The following is a 16,375-nucleotide window of genomic DNA, read 5'->3' on the forward strand; positions in this document are numbered from 1 at the left end:
TAATAGGAGGTGTAGGTGTGGGAACAAATAAGGTTTTGGGTTTATTTGCGTTAACAATGATTGTTATTGGTTCTATGATTGGAGCTGGAATTTTTAATTCACCTGCTGATTTAGGTAGTGTAGCAAATCCAGGAGCTATTTTAATTGGTTGGTTGATAACAGGTTTTGGAGTATTTTCGCTTGCTATGGTTTTTCAGTTTTTGTCTTATAAAAAGCCGGAACTTGAGGGTGGAATTTATTCTTACGCCAAAGAGCAATTTGGTGAATTTGTAGGATTTAACTCTGCATGGGGATATTGGTGGTCAGCATTACTGGGAAATATAGCTTTTTTTGCTGTTATAATGAAAATATTAAGTGGATACTTTCCGATTTTAGAAGAGAATAAACTTATTGCTTTGATTTTTTCAAGTATTATTTTATGGGTATATCATTTCTTAATTGTAAGTGGAATAAGAACTGCTGGAGTTACAAATGCGATTTTAACTATTTTAAAATTAATACCATTGTTTTTAGTAGCAATACTTTCAATATTTGCTTTTAATCCTGATCTTGTAAAAGATATATTCTTTTCAACAAAATTAGCAGCAACAGGAGAGACTTCTTCAATATTTAGTCAAATAAATAATAGTTTTGGTACTATGTTATGGGCATTTATTGGGATTGAAGGTGCAGTTGTATTATCCAATAAGGCAAAATCACAAAAAGATGTTGGTAAGGCTACTGTAATAGGATTTCTTATTACTTTAGTAATATATATATCTGTTTCAGTAATTACAATGGGAGTTGTTCCTCCATCTGAATTAGTAAATTCAACATCACCACTTGGAACTGTTTTAAGTAAGATGATGGGTAAAACTGGTCAATATATACTTGATTTTGGATTCTTATTCTCAGTATTTGGTGCGTTATTGAGCTGGTTGTTATTGACTGCTGAAATTCCATATATCGCTTCAGTTAAAGATAATGTATTCCCAAAAAGATTTGCTGAACAAAATGAACACGCCACACCTGTATTTTCCTTAACTATAACCAATATAATTACTCAAATATTCTTATTATCCTTGTTGTCAGATACACTGCAAAATGTATATAATACTATATTTTATATAGCAACTACGACAATATTATTACCATATTTATTTTCAGCAATTTTTGGAGTTAAAGTGGCAAGTGAAGAGCAAAGTGGATTGTATAAATTTTTTGGTTGGATTGCGGTTATTTACACAGCGTGGGTAATATATGCAGTTGGATGGATATATATTATTACAGCATTGGTAATTTACTCATTTGGTATATTTGCTTATCCTATAGCAAAACGCGAAAAAGGGGAGCATTTAACAGGCACTCAAAAAATAATTTATTCTATTATGTGGATAATTTCTATTGTTGTTATAATTTTGGTTGTAACTGGAAAATTAACTGTTTAAAAAACACCCCGTTATGGGGTGTTTTTTTTGAAGATGAGTTATTTTATCCATAATGTTTCATAAGGTAATACTTCAATAATTAAATGCCCTGATTCAACATTAATCAACTTGTTTGATAATAAATCTTTTGGTTTTTCTGAATAAATATTTTTGACATTTATAACGAATTTTTCATTTGATACATTTGTTATAACAAGTATCCTTTCATTTTCATATTCTCTGATGAAAGAAAAAATTCTATTGTCTAAAAACAAAATTTTCTGATTTCCTTTTGGGTTAAACGCTTTTTGGTTAATTCTTATTGATAGCATATTTTTCATGGAATTAAATATTTTATATCTAAATGATTTTTTATCAGTTAGTTCATTTTCAAGAGAATCAAAATTTAGTTTTTCTCTATTTATACTTCTATTTATACCAGTGATTTTAACGCCTTCATAGTAATTTCTTGACCCTAATAGACTATGTATGTATATTCCAGGAACACCTTTCAATGAAGAAGCTATAGCATATGCAGAAACAAATTTTCTAATATTTAATTCCATATCCTCACTTTCTTCATATAATGCATCAAAGTAATTTATATTTAATTCATATGGTGATTTGGAACCATCGGGATTACTTTTATATGAGACTAATCCATTATTTTTTAAAGTATGAGTTACCAAATAATCTATTTCTTCATCTTTTAATATACCTTTTGCTGGCATTAAACCTATTCCATCATGTGAAGCCAAAAAATTAAAAAATGTAGTTTTATCGCTTGGTGTTTCCAGTTTATCCGCCCAATGGGAAATATAATATGCATTTTTTGATAAAAAAGAGTGTAAAACAAGGGGGGGTAATGAAAAATTATAAACCATTTGAGCTTCATTATATCCATTTCCAAAATACGAAATATTTTCTTTATGTGGAACGTTGGTCTCTGTTATTAAAATTACATTTTTAGCTGTAAGGTTGAGAATATCCCTGAACAGTTGAATCATTTTATGTGTTTGTTCTAGATGAATACATGATGTTCCGATTTCTTTCCACAAATATCCTATAGCGTCTAATCTTATTAATTTAGCCCCTTTTTTAGCATAAAAGAGTAATATTTCAACAATTTCTAAAAATACATCTTTTGACTTATAATTTAAATCGATTTGATCTTCGCTAAACGTAGTCCATATATGCTTTTTTCCATTAGATGTATCATATATATGTAGCAAAGGCAAAGCCCTAGGTCTTGTTACAATTTTTAGCTCTTCAACTGGAGTTTGTTCAATAAAATAATTTTTGTATTTTGGATTTCCTTTTAAATATTCTTTAAACCATTCACTTTCTTTAGAAATATGATTTATAACAGCATCAAACATTAAATTATAATCTTTAGATAAAGATTCAATATCTTTCCATGTTCCTAAATTTGGATTAACCATTTTGTAATCTATTACGGAAAAACCATCATCGGATGAATACGGGAAAAACGGGAGAATATGAACTGTATTTATAATACCCTTTACGTGTTTGTTCAAAAAATTATGGAGAGTTTGAAGAGTTTTTTCTCCTTTTTTTTGTATGGAGTCGCCATATGTTATTAAAATAATATCCTTTTCTGTTAAATTAATATCTTCATCTGAAATTTTGTATTTTTTAATTAAATCCATTAATTTAATATAAATTTCGTTAGCTTCATCATGATATAAAAATTTTAGTTTATCTAGAATTTCTTGAGACATATTAAACACCTCGATTTAGAATTTCTTTGGTTTTATAACGTTTTTTAATTTATTAAAATGTTCATCATTGAATTTTTTTGAAATAACTATATTGTATAGTAATTCAACGATATACATTTCTCCAATTCTGTCATGTGTGAACTCATTTTCTGAAGGATCACTTGGTGTTGTATAAATAACTTCATGAACTACGGTGCTTAGTGGAGAGTCAACACCTGATGTTATTGCGACTGTATAAGCTCCAGCATCTTTAGCAATTTGAGTGGATTTGAAAACATCTCTTATATATCCTGAATGACTGATAGAAATAACCATGTCATTATTGGTTAGGTTTGCACCAACAATAACTTGCATATGAGGGTCAGAATATGCAGTTGCAGCTAAACCGAGAGCAGCAAATTTCAAAGAACTATCCAGCGCAACAGGAAATGATCTCCCAACAGCAAAGAAGATTAGCTTTTTTGAGTTTAGAATTTTATCAGCCACTTTTTCAAGTAAGGTTTTGTTTAGATTTTTATATACAGTATTTAAGCTATTACATATTTTATTATGGAATTCTGAAAATAAATCTTTTTTATCATTAATGTTTATGGAGGGTTCTGATAATTCTTTTGCAAGTGCAATTTTAAAGTTTTGATATCCTGTAAAACCTAATTTTTTTATTACTCTATATACGGTAGTTTCACTAACTTCAGACCAATTGGCTAATTCTGTTATGCTGTAATGAATAACATCTGGAGCCCTTTCTATAATATAATCAGCCACCTTCCTTTCTCTTTTAGTCAGAGAATTATATATTCCTTTTATCTTGTTAATTATCATAAAATCACCTCTCGATTTGGGGATTTATTCTTTTACTCCCCCTGCGGTTAATCCACCTGTCAAATATTTTTCCATCATCATAAACATTACCACTACTGGAACTGCTGTAACAACAGATGCAGCCATCATTTTTGCCCATATGGCGTGTTCTGAATTGAAAATTTCATTTAATCCCAGAGGTAATGTATAAAATTCTGGGAATGGTCTTACAAAGATGGAAGCAAATAAAAATTCATTCCATGCTATCATAAAAGCGTAAATATATACAGTAATAATTGCAGGTAAAGATAGAGGAATAATTATTTTTGTAATAACTCCCATTCTTGTTGAACCATCTATAATAGCAGCTTCCTCAATTGATCTTGGAATGGTTCTAAAATAATTTCCAAGCATATACAGAGAAACTGGTATAGTTTGAACAATGTATATAACAAATAACGCAAAAGCAGATGATAGTCCAGAAGAAGTTAGACCTATTTTAACAAAGATTTGATAAAGTGGGACTGCTAATATTGTACCACCAAAAAGATAAACAATCAATACACCTCTTTGAATAGTTCCTCTACCTTTAAAGTCTATTCTACTAAAAGCATAGGCGCCAAATACGGAAAGTATTAAGCTCACCAGAGCACTTAATCCAGCTAGTACTAAACTGTTTCTAAAAAAACGTAAAAATGGGAAAGACTCTTTTTTTCTTTGCGCTTCAATTTGAGCTAAAACAGCTTCCTGCTGTTCCTTAGGCAGGGTTTTAATTATTTCCAGTAATTGTTGTTGTTCGTTGCTTAATTCTTCACGAAGTGATTTTTTAAATCCTAAAAGAATTGCATATGTATCTAGTGTAGGTCTCTTAGGAATTATTCCAGGTTCAAACGCATCAGTATCATGTCTGAAAGAAACAGAGACCATCCAAACAAAGGGATAAGTTATAAAAATTACCAGGATTATTATTGAGAGCCAGAATCCGAATATTTTTAAAGGATTTTTTCTTTTTACCATTTTAACACCTTCTTTACATATAACCCTATTAATGAAATCATAATAATAAATAATATTGTTGCGATTGCCGCTGCAATACCTTGTTCAGGTATTCCAGAAAAGGCTTTTTCGTAGATATATATTGGCAAAGTATTAGCGAATTTAGACATAAGATATACTTCGTCAAATTTATAAAAATTCCATATACCTCTCAGTAGAGCAACGGAAGCGATAACAAAATATAATTCTGGTAATGTAATATAAAGGAATTTTTGCCAATCGCTTGCTCCATCTATTTCTGCTGCTTCATAATAGTCCGATGGAATAGATTGTAATCTTGAAAGAAGCATTAAATAAACAAAAGGAAAATTACGCCATATATTAAAGATAGAAACAACCCAGAAAGCGTTATTTGGGTTATTTACAAAATCATTTCCAGGATTCATTCCGAAATTAGCTAAAAATTGCATTAAAGGTCCATCTATGGGAAGGAATATATATTTCCATGCAAAAACTATGGCAATTAAAGGGGTTACATATGGTAATAATATTAAAGCTCTTACTATATTTCTTCCTGGAAACTCTCTATTCATAAGTAAAGCTACACCTAAACCAACTAAGATGCTTCCAATAACGGTTGTTAAAGTAAATAGAATAGTAATTCCAAAAGATTTCCAGAATGAACTGTCAAATAATATTTCTTTATAATTTTGCAGTCCAACAAATTTATTTGGAGTATCAGAAATAGATACCTCGAAAAAACTTAAATATATATTATAAAATACAGGATATAGTATTAATAAAGAAATCAAAATAACTGTTGGCAATACCAATTTCCAACCAAATCTCGCATCTTTTTCACGCAAAGATAAAACCGCCATCTTTGAACCTCCTTTTTAAAAAAAGGGGGAATACTTCCCCCTTTTATGAAAAAGACTTAAAATATTAATTGATACAAAATTATTTACCCAGAACTTTTTCTGCTTCTTTTTGAGCCCACATTGCAGTTTGTTGTGGTGTCCAATCATTAGCAAACATATAATTAATAGCCTTACCTATAACGAAATTAGCGCTTAATTTACTCATATCTGTTATAACTTTTCCATTTATAAATTCAAATCTTTCTACAGAATCCAATGCAGCTATAATTTCAGCAATTTTAGCCTTTCCGTATCTTTCTAATACAGGATTATCTAAGAAAGCATCACTTTCTGCAACAGATTTTCTTGTAGGATTCATTCCACCTGGTGCCATATGTACCCAATAAACATAATTCTTATCTGACATTAAGAATTTAATAAATTTTTCAACTTCATCTTTATTTGCATTTTTTGTAACTCCAAGAGCAACAACCTGTCCATAAGATGTAGGTCTTGTGTTTATCATCTTATTTGCAAATCCAGTGTTTTTAACTAATTGTGGATTGAATTTGTTTATTCTTCCTTTTTGTACTTCTTCAACTGCAATATCATCCATAATATATGTTGAATAGAATATCATGGCAGTTTCTCCATTTAGATAACCTTTTAATGCATCTAAAACAGTCGTAAAACCAGGTTTTGAATATTTGCCTAATTCTTTGTAGAAACGAAATGCTTCAACCATTTCAGGAGTATTAAATGTTATATTTCCATTTTCATCAATAGGCCTTGCACCGTTTGCTAATGCAACCTCAGTAAATACCTGTTCGGCATATGCATCAGCTTTTTTAGGTAAAATTATACCATATACACCTTTTTGAGGATTGTTTAAAACTTTTGCAGCTAAAGCTATATTATACCAAGTTATAGGATCCCCTAAATCTTGTGAAACAAACATATCTTTTCTATACCATATTCCTTGAACCCATGCATGGAAAGGAATTGCATAAAATTTATCTTTTCCGTTACTCAATAATTTTGCAGCACCACTATAAATATCACCGAAATCATTAATTATTTTTGTTGATAAATCTTCATCTAAGAAATTTTGTGATCCTAACAAAATCATTGGTTCAATTCCAGATTCTAATACATCTGGTAAAGTTCCGGCATTTTTTGCAATTGGTATTTGTTTTAATAAATCATTTTCTTCTACAGGAACAACTTCTACATCAATACCCGTTTGAGCTTTGAAAATAGTTGCCAATGCTCTGATTCTTTGCATTCTGTTCGATTCAACCTCAGTTGTCCAGAATGTAATTTTTGCAAAAATAGAAGTTACCAACAATACGGCTAACATTAATACAATAATCTTTTTCATGCCAATACCCCCTTATAAAGAATTATTTTTTTAAAAAAATAATTATAAAGAAAATTTTCTTTATAATTATACAATAAAAAAAATTTTTTATCAATCGAAAAAAAAGCGGTTAATAATGATAAGAATAAATTTAAGCAGATTAAAGTCTATTAATGAAATATTTCTAAATTTTTTAAAATAAAAGAAGGTATATAATAAATTTATGGTATAATTATTTTGAAAAATTAAATCGAAGGGGGGATTAAAGTGGAATTATTAAATCCAAAAAATGCTCCAAAGGCTGTTGGGCCATATTCTACTGCTGTAAAGAGTAATGGCTTTATTTTTGTATCAGGTCAATTACCTATTATTCCAGAAACTGGTGAATTTATACAGAGAGATATAAAAAAAGCCACCAGAGTTATATTAACTAATATAAAAAATATTCTGGAAGAAACTGGAAGCAGTCTTAATAAAGTGGTTAAGGTGAATGCCTATATGACAGATTTATCGAAGTTTAGTGACTTTAATGAAGTTTATGCTGAAATTTTTGAGGGACATAAACCAGCAAGAGCAGCTGTTCAGGTTGCTGCTTTGCCAAAAGGTGCAGATATAGAAATAGAAGTTATAGCAGAAGAATAGTCAAACGGATATCCGTTTGACTATTAATTTTATTATGGTATATAAATTTTTGAGCAGCATTATGATTAATATTATTTATTTACTCTGTTTTCAGCAGCTATTATGCCTTTTTCGGTTTTTTCTATTAGTTTTTTTAAATCTAAATTATTTTTTGAAGTTAATTGATTATACATATATCCTATTGCTTGCATATCAATTTTAGCATAAAATAAAGGTGAACCTTCTTTTTCGCTTCTGTTTCTTAGCAAATAACTGGGGTGAAATGTTGGAAAAATATATATTCCTCCATACCATTCTTTAAATCGACCTCTATGTTTCGTTATTGGAACAACTTGCTTTAAAAAATAATTTAATGCTGTTGATCCCAAAGCTACAATTATTTTCGGTTTTATTACCTCTATTTGGGCGATTAAAAAATGACTGCATTTTTCCATCTCGTCGGTTGTTGGAACCCGGTTTTTTGGAGGGCGACATTTTACAACGTTGGTAATATAAAATTGCTCTCTAGGCACTTTTGCAATATCTTTTAATAATTTATTTAGTAAATTTCCAGCTCTTCCAACAAAAGGTCTTCCTTGCAGATCTTCGTTTGCACCAGGTCCTTCTCCAACAAGCATGATTGGTGAATTCACATTTCCTTCACCAATTACAACATTTGTTCTTGATAAACTTAATGAACAATTATTGCAGTTTTTTATTCTTTCACTTATTAATTCTAAGTTTTCTGATTTTATCATAAGTACACCACCGCCTTAGAAAAAGTTTATGTCTATGCCCTTTTCTTCTGTATATCCAAAAGATTTTTCTGGTATATCTGTAATAAAAAATTTTAATTCAAAACTTTTTAAAGAAAACTGTGGAAGCATTTTTACATCTCCTTTAAAATAGATTGACCAGCATATTATTTGTTTGTTTATTTCAAATTGGGTAAAGTTCCAGACATTATTTTTAATATCATAAATGAAAGATATTTTTGCCCAATCATATTTTGATGATGTGTCGTATCCTATACCTGTTTTTAAATATTCATTTTCAATATCATAATCAAGATTTATAGTAAGTGATTTTTCTGCTTTATTTGATTTGTATTTTAAATCATAGTGTATATTTTTGTATTGATTAAAGAAATTTATATTTCCTTCGTATTTTCCTCCATATGAATCATATAATAAATATTTTGTTTTTATTTCCGGTATAGTTTCTTTAAAGGTTTCTTTTTTAAAATAATAATCATAATTTATCTGTATTTTATTTTTACTAAATATAATTTCATCTTTATTTTTTATCATGATTATAGGATTTTCAATATCTTTATGATTATAATCAAACTGATAGTAGTGTTTTAATAAAGACACTTTAATATATCCATTGAAATTTGTACTTATGAACTCAAATGATTCTTTTTCAAGTGAAGTTTTAGTATTGTTTTCGATATTAATATACTCATGTTTAAAAGTGTATTTTGTTGTAAAAAAATGATTTAAAAATTGCTCTTCAGGATTTTTTTGCATAAAATCAAATGTTCTATTATATCTTAAATCAAAGTGATTTTTTGTTTTAAAAAAATTTAGATTAAATTCTATTCCCATAAAATCTGTAAGCTTATTTGTGTGAGTTGCTGGGTTTGACACCCACTTTGGCTCATTTACTAAAACTCTATAATATTGATAATCTGAAATACCATATTGAAATATAAAAAGTTTTGATTTAAAGTTTGATTTTATGCCATAAGAGAAATAATTATATATATTATTTGGATATTTGTTTTTAAATGCAAACTTTAATTCTGGGGTTATTGTACTGTCAAAATAAAAAAGGCCTTTATTATATTGCAAAGGTTTGTATTTATCTGTGATATCATTTTTTATATACAGGTTATAGTTTTTCAATATATCTTTTTGAAAATAGCTGGAATAAGTAATTTTTATTGTGTTTTTTTAATTTTTCTGGTATATTTTTGAATCAAAGGATGTGTTTATTGAAACGTTTTTTTCTTTCCATGCTTCAAATATTTTGGTAGCAGGACCTGTGATTTTTATTTTTGTTGTGTTTAATTTAAAAAAAGTTTTTTTATATTTTTTTGACAAGGAAGGAGTTGTGAGATTTAAAAAATTAATATTTGATATTTTTCTATTTTTCCATGATAAAGATGATGAAATTGAGAATTTTCCTAAATTAGTTTCAATATTTTTGAAATTGATAGATAATTTATCGGAATTATACAAAAAATTATGAGATAATATAGCTGAAAAATCAAGTTTTTTTAATTTGTTGGATAAAGTAAAATTAAGATTCGAAAATGCTTTATCTTTAATACTATTTGATATAGCTAATGTTCCTAAAACAAAAGGTATTTTATAATTATAACTGAGGCTTTGCGAGATTGTATCTTTCTTAACATTTCTTGCATATTCCTGTGAAAAAGAGAGCTCTGAACCATTCTGAAAGGTATGGTTTATCTTTATAGAAATATTCACAGTATCTTCTTTAAAAGCAAAAGCAGCGATAAAAGGAGCATCTTTTTCTCCAGCTAAACTCTGGAAATAAAATGGAAAATAAAAGACAGGAATTCCAAAAAATTCTAAAGTAGCATCCCTGGCAATTAAAAATTGCTCGGGATATATTGTTGCATGAGAGGCTTTGATATAATAAGTCACACATTTCTTACAAGTTGTAATTTTAATTTTTTTTGAGAAAATAACCTTTTCATCAGTTTTTTTTTCAGAAAGTTCTGACCAAACCCTTATTTTAACATTTTTCTTTTTTTTATTTTTAAATGATTCTATGGAATAGGTATTATTTAATACAACATCTTTACTTTCAAAATTTACTGTCATTGCAGAAGCTTCAATTGTTTTTTTATCATATATATATATAACTTTACCATATAAATTGGCTTTTATTATTTTATTTTCATTATTTAATATGCCATATCCTTTTTCAGCTTTTATTATAGAATCTTTGTAATTTATTGTAGTACTACCTTCAAAAGTAATTCTTGTTCCTTCAATACTAATATTAGATGAGTCTATATATACTTTTTCTGAAAATCCATGGGAACTTAAGACTATTAATATTATAATTGTTCCAAAAATCCGTTTTAAAGGTTCTATCAATTTATATGCAACCCTTGTGTCTAAAAGTGTAAATAACGTAATACCAACAATGCCAAAAAATATATTTGGCAGCCATGGTGCAAGATAAGGATTTAATATTTTCTCTTTTCCTAATGCGCTTAGCCAGGCACCTGAACCTTGATAAAAAACAACAAGAACAAATGTGGATATTACACTCCAGGATTTACTTTTAAGATTTATAAAAAGCGAAAGAGCCACGCCTAACAGAGCTATAACAATTGGTGCGATTGAATTAGAAAATTTTTCCTGATATCCAACTATTAGTGCGGAAGCATCGCCACCTAATTTTTGAGTAATTTCAATTTTATGTTTTAATTCATTAGTTGTCATATCATTAGGACTTTTTGAAAATCTGAGATATTCTTCAACGTTTTTTGATATGTCTAATTCCAATTTTTTAAATGTAATATCTAATTTTAGCAGTCCATCATCTGTGAGTCTGAAAATTCTTCCATTTTCCATATACCATTTATCTTTATCTTTAAATGCTTTTTCTGCATGGAATACTGTAGTTTTGGCATAATCTATTTCATATAACAAAAGTCCATATAATGTTCCTGAATCTTTGTCAATTTTTCTAACATAAAGATATTTTTTATTTTTTTCCACTTCAACAAATTTATTCATTTCGATATTTGCTTCAACATTTTTATATACATATTTTGAAATGGCTTCTTTTGCTTTCATATTTGATTTTGGAACAATTGTATCATAAAGTGAAAAAGTTATAATTGATAGGATAGAAGCCAAAAAAAGAAAAGGAATAACAATTCTTTTTGAAGGTATCCCCAATGATTGTAAAGCAATTATTTCATTATCATTTGAAAGTCTTGATAATACCCAGAATATAGAAAAAAGTATTCCAACAGGAATACCCATAACCAAAAAGTAAGGTATATGATATGCAATTAAGATAAAAAGTTTATCAATTCCAACTTTATTTCTAACGATTATATCTGAAAGTTGATAAAGTAATTCAACACTTACAAAAATAATAAATCCAATTAATCCCATAAAGAAAGGGGATATAAATTCTTTTGATATATATTTTATTAGTTTTATCATCAATTATTCCCCCAAAGAATAAAAAATATCAAACCCTTCTTTACTACATTTGTACCTATCTCCAGTAAGGATAAATATTGAATATTCTGCAATATTTGTTGTTAAGTCAGAAAACTTTTCTAAATTCGATAATATCTCTATATTAGCCATAATAGATCTAAAATTGTCTTTTCGAGCTTTCCCCATAAGGTTTCTCTTAAATGCATTATATAGTGCATCAACTTCTGTATCTGTTTTGCAAATTATTTTAGCTAATTCAATGGATTCTCTTGTAATATGAGTGTTCTTGTTTTCAATGATATTGGAAAATAGTTTTAAAGATTCACCTAACATATTTTGTGATATATCAAATAAATCTTCAAATTGATAAGGGTTTATTGAATTTGGATAGGATAACAAATCCAGATTATTTTTAGCCATAGTTTCACACAGATCAGCCATGTTTTCGAGAATTCCAATTATCTTATTTCCTAAAAAAACAACTTTAAAGTAAATTCCATATAAATTATTTGTTGCTAATATTTCCATTGATTTATATTCAAGGCGTGCCTCGATAAAATCAACTCTCATATCCTGTTTGATTATTTCTTTAGAAAGTTTAGCATTTTTTTCAAAAAATGCGTCTTTGAATTTTAAAAACATTCCTTGAACAAGTCTTCCCATTTTTAATATTTCATTGTGAAAAGAGATAACTTCTTTTTGAGTTTTTTCAGATAATAATTCTATCATATAATTCTCCTTCCAAAACCCAATTTGTTATTTAATACCTTAAAAAAAGAATAATCATTTTTTTGGGCAAGAGTTACTTTTTTTTCTGATGAAGAAACTACAACTGCCATTCCAGCTTCTATTCTGTGTACAATATCACCGTCGACAGTAACATAAGCATTTCCAGCATCAATATGATGTATAATAATTTCAATATAATTATCTGGAGAAATTACCAGAGGTCGAATATTTAATGAATGGGAAGCAAGTGGATTTATGGTTATCAAGTTTAATGTTGGTTCTATAATAGGTCCTCCCATAGATAAAGCATAACCTGTAGAACCAGTTGGAGTTGATAAAATCACACCATCTCCAGAATAGTTTAAAACACTTTCTCCTTTTATCAGTATTTCAATATCAACAGTTCCAATTGGTTGACTTTTTTGAATTGTAATATCGTTTAGAGATATAAGTTTTTTTCCACCAACATAACATTCCAGTAGATATCTATCTGAATAGTGTAAATTATTAGAAGATATATCTTTAGCGGCCTGTTCTATTTCTGTACTATCATAGGCTGTTAAAAATCCTAATGTACCTAAATTAATACCAATAATAGGTACAGAATTTTCTGCCGAGAGTTCTGCTACTCTTAATACTGTTCCATCTCCACCTAAAACAATAAATATATCAGCCTGTTGATATAAAGAATTATCAGCTAACGCAGAGCCAGCAGGCATAATTTTTAAGATTTCAATATCATTATTATGAAATATATCAAAAAATTGTTCTTGAATTTCATCTTTTCGTGCTTTTAAAGGATTAAAAAATAGAATAGCTTTCACAAAATATCACCTCAATAGTCTGGCAAGATCAAATAATGTTGTGACAAGGAAATTATCCAGTAAAACTAATAGTAATATAGCAACAAATGGTGTAAAATCAAACATTCCAAAGGTTAGATTTAAATATCTTCTAATAGGTCTTTCTATAATTTCTGATATTGAATCAAAAAATTGCCTAATAGGATGATGATAATTAAATGATATAAAGCTAAATAACGCTGAGATAATTATTGAAATTTCAAAAAAATTTATAACAATCCTTAAAACTACTGCCAATGCATAAAATAAATTACCAAATATAAACAAAGTTATCAACCTCCTGGATTGTAATTTCTTTTTCCGAAAATAAGAGAACCTATTCTTAACATAGTAGAGCCACATTCAATAGCGATAGCATAATCATTGCTCATTCCCATTGATAATTCTTTTAAATCAGGGAATTTTTTTATAAAAGAGTCCCTTAAATTTTTTAACTCGCAAAAAACATTTTTTATAGTATCATGATCATCAGTATAAGGAGCCATTGTCATTAAACCAACCACTTTAACATTTTCATATTTTTCTGCTTGTTTTAAAAATTCATTTAATTCATTAGGTTTAATTCCGCCTTTTGTTTCTTCACCGGAAATATTTACTTCTATTAATATTTTTTGAATTTTGTTATATTTTTTTGCTATTTTATCTATTTCTTTTATTTCTTTTTCTCTATAAACAGAATGAATATATTCTGAAATTGGTACAATATATTTAATCTTATTTGTTTGAATTCTACCGATAAAGTGCCATCTAATGTTATAATCTTTTAATTCTGCGGCTTTATTTCTTAATTCCTGAGCCTTATTTTCTGCAAAATCTTTAATACCTGTTTCATATGCTTTTTTTATATACTGAATAGGAAAAGTTTTTGAAACTGCTATTAATCTAATATTTTCAAAATTTCTATTGAATTTACTAGAGTGTTCTTTAATATTAGTTTTTATGGTTTTTAAATTGTCAATAATAAATTCCATATTACTTCCCCCATAATGAATATAATTTTTTATTTGAAGAAAAACCAAGATGTTTTAAAGCTTTTTCAGTTATCATTCTTCCGCGATGTGTTCTTACTAAAAACCCCTTTTGAAGCAAATATGGTTCATAGACTTCGCTAATACTATCGCTTTCAATACCAAGAGAAGCAGCCAAAGCTTTTAAACCAACAGGGCCTCCATTGTAGAAATTTATTATAGTTTTCAATATTCTTCTATCCATATCATCCAGACCTTCATTATCTATTTCAAGTAATGTCATTGTTTTTTCAACAGAATTTATATCTATAATACCGTTATTATTTATCTGTGCATAGTCACGAACTCTTTTTAATAATCTATTTGCAATTCTGGGAGTTCCTCTTGAACGCATGGCTATAAGCAAAGCAGCGTCTTTTTCTATTTTCACATTTAATAATTTTGCGCTTCTTATTATTATATTTTTTAATTCCTCTGGAGGATAAAAATTCATTTCCATTATTATTCCGAATCTACTTCGCAATGGTGCCGCAATTAATCCTGTTCTTGTAGTTGCACCAATTAAAGTAAAATGATTAAGATCAATTCTTATCGATCTGGCTCCAGGACCTTTTCCAATGACAATATCCAGTTGAAAATCTTCCATAGCAGAATATAAAATTTCTTCGACTGATCTATTTATTCTATGTATTTCATCTATAAATAGAACATCGCCATTTTGTAAATTTGTTAAAATAGCAGCCAAATCACCAGCTCTTTCCAGAACTGGTCCACTTGTTATTTGTATATTGGCTCCCATTTCATTTGCTATAACATTTGCCAATGTGGTTTTACCAAGCCCCGGAGGTCCAGCCAACAAAATATGATCAAGAGGTTCTTTTCTCTCTTTTGCTGCGTTAATAGTAATTTTTAATTTTTCTTTAACTTTTTCCTGACCTATATATTCTTTTAAATATTGTGGTCTGAGGTTTATTATAGTATTTTCCTCATTTTTTTCTGCTGGATCCAATATTCTATCATCCATAAATTCCCTCCGATTATAAATGCTTCTTATAAGTTTCTCTATTATAAGTCTCATATTATTATAACATACATTTATTTTAAAATCATAATAGTTTATAAAATAATAGAAAAAATAAAGGTAAAAATTCGATTCTGACAAAATTAATTTTAAATTAATTTGGTTAACTGATAATTTACTTAAAAGAAACAATTAGTTAAATTATAAGATATATACTTATTCTGTAATAATTTTAATTTTGTAATAAACTTTATAGGGGGTGGAAATATGGTGAAAAGAGAAATGACAAGGAAGTTTTTAGAAGATGCATTTTGTGGAGAATCAAAAGCACATATGAAATATTCAATTTACGCAGAAGATGCTGAAGCACAGGGGAAAGAAAATTTGGCGAGATTATGGAGAGCAATAGCATATGCTGAATTTGTTCATGCAAGAAACCATTTCAAGGCTTTAGGATATTTAGGAGCTATAGATGCTAATTTAGAAGATTCTGCTGCTGGAGAACATTTTGAAGTTGAAGAGATGTATCCAGTATATAAAAATTCATCAGAGTTTCAGGAAGAAAAAGAAGCAGTAAGAAGTGCTCATTTTGCTTTGGAAGCAGAAAAGATACATGAAAAAATGTATAGAGAGGCGAAAGAATATTTAGAAAAAAATGAAGATTTAGAAGATAAAAAAATATTTATATGTGAAATATGTGGATATACAACATTTGATGAAGTTCCGGATAAATGTCCAGTTTGTGGTGCTTCAAAAGAAAAATTTAAAGAATTTTAGTGAGGTGA

General features: G+C 28.3%; 16 protein-coding genes. 3 read left to right on the forward strand and 13 right to left on the reverse strand.

Translation table 11 applies throughout. The features are described 5' to 3' along the window. The first annotated feature begins 17 nt into the window (after window positions 1–17). Window positions 18–1,427, forward strand: a complete 1,410-nt coding sequence (locus X275_RS04565) for a basic amino acid/polyamine antiporter (RefSeq protein ID WP_084825109.1) — start codon at window positions 18–20, stop codon at window positions 1,425–1,427. A 38-nt stretch (window positions 1,428–1,465) separates the two neighbouring features. Here X275_RS04565 and X275_RS04570 read toward each other — a convergent pair whose 3' ends face one another. The 5 genes from X275_RS04570 to X275_RS04590 all read right to left on the reverse strand — a co-directional run bounded on the left by X275_RS04570 (window position 1,466) and on the right by X275_RS04590 (window position 7,186). Further along, entirely contained in the window at window positions 1,466–3,148 is a 1,683-nt protein-coding gene (locus X275_RS04570; RefSeq protein WP_047267744.1) for an alpha-amylase family glycosyl hydrolase, read from the reverse strand. A 15-nt stretch (window positions 3,149–3,163) separates the two neighbouring features. After that, the gene (locus tag X275_RS04575) at window positions 3,164–3,970 is read right to left on the reverse strand and encodes a MurR/RpiR family transcriptional regulator (RefSeq protein WP_047267745.1); all 807 of its coding nucleotides are present in this window, start codon (window positions 3,968–3,970) and stop codon (window positions 3,164–3,166) included. A gap of 24 nt (window positions 3,971–3,994) precedes the next feature. Further along, window positions 3,995–4,966: a carbohydrate ABC transporter permease gene (locus tag X275_RS04580; protein WP_047267746.1), complete on the reverse strand. Its 972-nt coding sequence runs from the start codon at window positions 4,964–4,966 to the stop codon at window positions 3,995–3,997. Then, complete coding sequence (locus X275_RS04585; RefSeq protein ID WP_047267747.1) at window positions 4,960–5,826, reverse strand: carbohydrate ABC transporter permease; 867 nt, start codon at window positions 5,824–5,826, stop codon at window positions 4,960–4,962. The genes X275_RS04580 and X275_RS04585 overlap by 7 nt, the downstream gene beginning before the upstream one ends. A 79-nt stretch (window positions 5,827–5,905) precedes the next feature. Then, complete coding sequence (locus tag X275_RS04590; RefSeq protein WP_047267748.1) at window positions 5,906–7,186, reverse strand: ABC transporter substrate-binding protein; 1,281 nt, start codon at window positions 7,184–7,186, stop codon at window positions 5,906–5,908. A gap of 246 nt (window positions 7,187–7,432) precedes the next feature. Here X275_RS04590 and X275_RS04595 point away from each other — a divergent pair, with 246 nt between their 5' ends. After that, window positions 7,433–7,807 carry a Rid family detoxifying hydrolase gene (locus tag X275_RS04595; RefSeq protein WP_047267749.1) on the forward strand — a complete coding sequence of 125 codons (375 nt, stop codon included), beginning with the start codon at window positions 7,433–7,435 and terminating at the stop codon, window positions 7,805–7,807. A gap of 71 nt (window positions 7,808–7,878) precedes the next feature. On the opposite strand, the gene X275_RS04600 is transcribed toward X275_RS04595, so the two are convergent. From X275_RS04600 to ruvB, 8 genes are read right to left on the reverse strand one after another with little or no spacing between them, the layout of a single operon-like run. Then, window positions 7,879–8,544, reverse strand: coding sequence for a uracil-DNA glycosylase (locus X275_RS04600; RefSeq protein WP_047267750.1), 666 nt, complete (start codon window positions 8,542–8,544; stop codon window positions 7,879–7,881). A gap of 15 nt (window positions 8,545–8,559) precedes the next feature. Next, window positions 8,560–9,696 carry a hypothetical protein gene (locus X275_RS04605; protein ID WP_047267751.1) on the reverse strand — a complete coding sequence of 379 codons (1,137 nt, stop codon included), beginning with the start codon at window positions 9,694–9,696 and terminating at the stop codon, window positions 8,560–8,562. A 48-nt stretch (window positions 9,697–9,744) separates the two neighbouring features. Beyond that, window positions 9,745–12,009 carry a YjgP/YjgQ family permease gene (locus tag X275_RS04610; protein WP_047267752.1) on the reverse strand — a complete coding sequence of 755 codons (2,265 nt, stop codon included), beginning with the start codon at window positions 12,007–12,009 and terminating at the stop codon, window positions 9,745–9,747. 3 nt (window positions 12,010–12,012) lie between these two features. Next, a complete protein-coding gene (locus X275_RS04615; protein ID WP_047267753.1) occupies window positions 12,013–12,738 on the reverse strand; it encodes a phosphate signaling complex PhoU family protein in 726 nt (241 codons plus the stop codon). Then, the gene (locus X275_RS04620; protein ID WP_047267754.1) at window positions 12,735–13,562 is read right to left on the reverse strand and encodes an NAD(+)/NADH kinase; all 828 of its coding nucleotides are present in this window, start codon (window positions 13,560–13,562) and stop codon (window positions 12,735–12,737) included. Before X275_RS04620 ends, X275_RS04615 begins: the two co-directional genes overlap by 4 nt. Before the next feature lie 6 nt (window positions 13,563–13,568). After that, complete coding sequence (locus tag X275_RS04625; protein ID WP_047267755.1) at window positions 13,569–13,868, reverse strand: YggT family protein; 300 nt, start codon at window positions 13,866–13,868, stop codon at window positions 13,569–13,571. A 5-nt stretch (window positions 13,869–13,873) separates the two neighbouring features. Continuing rightward, entirely contained in the window at window positions 13,874–14,572 is a 699-nt protein-coding gene (locus tag X275_RS04630) for a YggS family pyridoxal phosphate-dependent enzyme (RefSeq protein WP_047267756.1), read from the reverse strand. 1 nt (window position 14,573) lies between these two features. Further along, a complete protein-coding gene (gene ruvB, locus X275_RS04635; protein ID WP_047267757.1) occupies window positions 14,574–15,593 on the reverse strand; it encodes a Holliday junction branch migration DNA helicase RuvB in 1,020 nt (339 codons plus the stop codon). A gap of 264 nt (window positions 15,594–15,857) precedes the next feature. Here ruvB and X275_RS04640 point away from each other — a divergent pair, with 264 nt between their 5' ends. Further along, window positions 15,858–16,367, forward strand: coding sequence for a rubrerythrin family protein (locus tag X275_RS04640; RefSeq protein ID WP_047267758.1), 510 nt, complete (start codon window positions 15,858–15,860; stop codon window positions 16,365–16,367). Window positions 16,368–16,375: the final 8 nt, after the last annotated feature.

The organism is Marinitoga sp. 1197 (assembly GCF_001021165.1).
Lineage (GTDB): Bacteria > Thermotogota > Thermotogae > Petrotogales > Petrotogaceae > Marinitoga.

Bases quoted from the DNA above. Each gene is read 5' to 3' on its own strand.
- X275_RS04570 (WP_047267744.1), bottom strand. From the start codon at position 3,148: ATGTCTCAAGAAATTCTAGATAAACTAAAATTTTTATATCATGATGAA.
- X275_RS04575 (WP_047267745.1), bottom strand. From the start codon at position 3,970: ATGATAATTAACAAGATAAAAGGAATATATAATTCTCTGACTAAAAGA.
- X275_RS04580 (WP_047267746.1), bottom strand. From the start codon at position 4,966: ATGGTAAAAAGAAAAAATCCTTTAAAAATATTCGGATTCTGGCTCTCA.
- X275_RS04585 (WP_047267747.1), bottom strand. From the start codon at position 5,826: ATGGCGGTTTTATCTTTGCGTGAAAAAGATGCGAGATTTGGTTGGAAA.
- X275_RS04590 (WP_047267748.1), bottom strand. From the start codon at position 7,186: ATGAAAAAGATTATTGTATTAATGTTAGCCGTATTGTTGGTAACTTCT.
- X275_RS04600 (WP_047267750.1), bottom strand. From the start codon at position 8,544: ATGATAAAATCAGAAAACTTAGAATTAATAAGTGAAAGAATAAAAAAC.
- X275_RS04610 (WP_047267752.1), bottom strand. From the start codon at position 12,009: ATGATAAAACTAATAAAATATATATCAAAAGAATTTATATCCCCTTTC.
- X275_RS04615 (WP_047267753.1), bottom strand. From the start codon at position 12,738: ATGATAGAATTATTATCTGAAAAAACTCAAAAAGAAGTTATCTCTTTT.
- X275_RS04630 (WP_047267756.1), bottom strand. From the start codon at position 14,572: ATGGAATTTATTATTGACAATTTAAAAACCATAAAAACTAATATTAAA.
- ruvB (WP_047267757.1), bottom strand. From the start codon at position 15,593: ATGGATGATAGAATATTGGATCCAGCAGAAAAAAATGAGGAAAATACT.
- X275_RS04640 (WP_047267758.1), top strand. From the start codon at position 15,858: ATGGTGAAAAGAGAAATGACAAGGAAGTTTTTAGAAGATGCATTTTGT.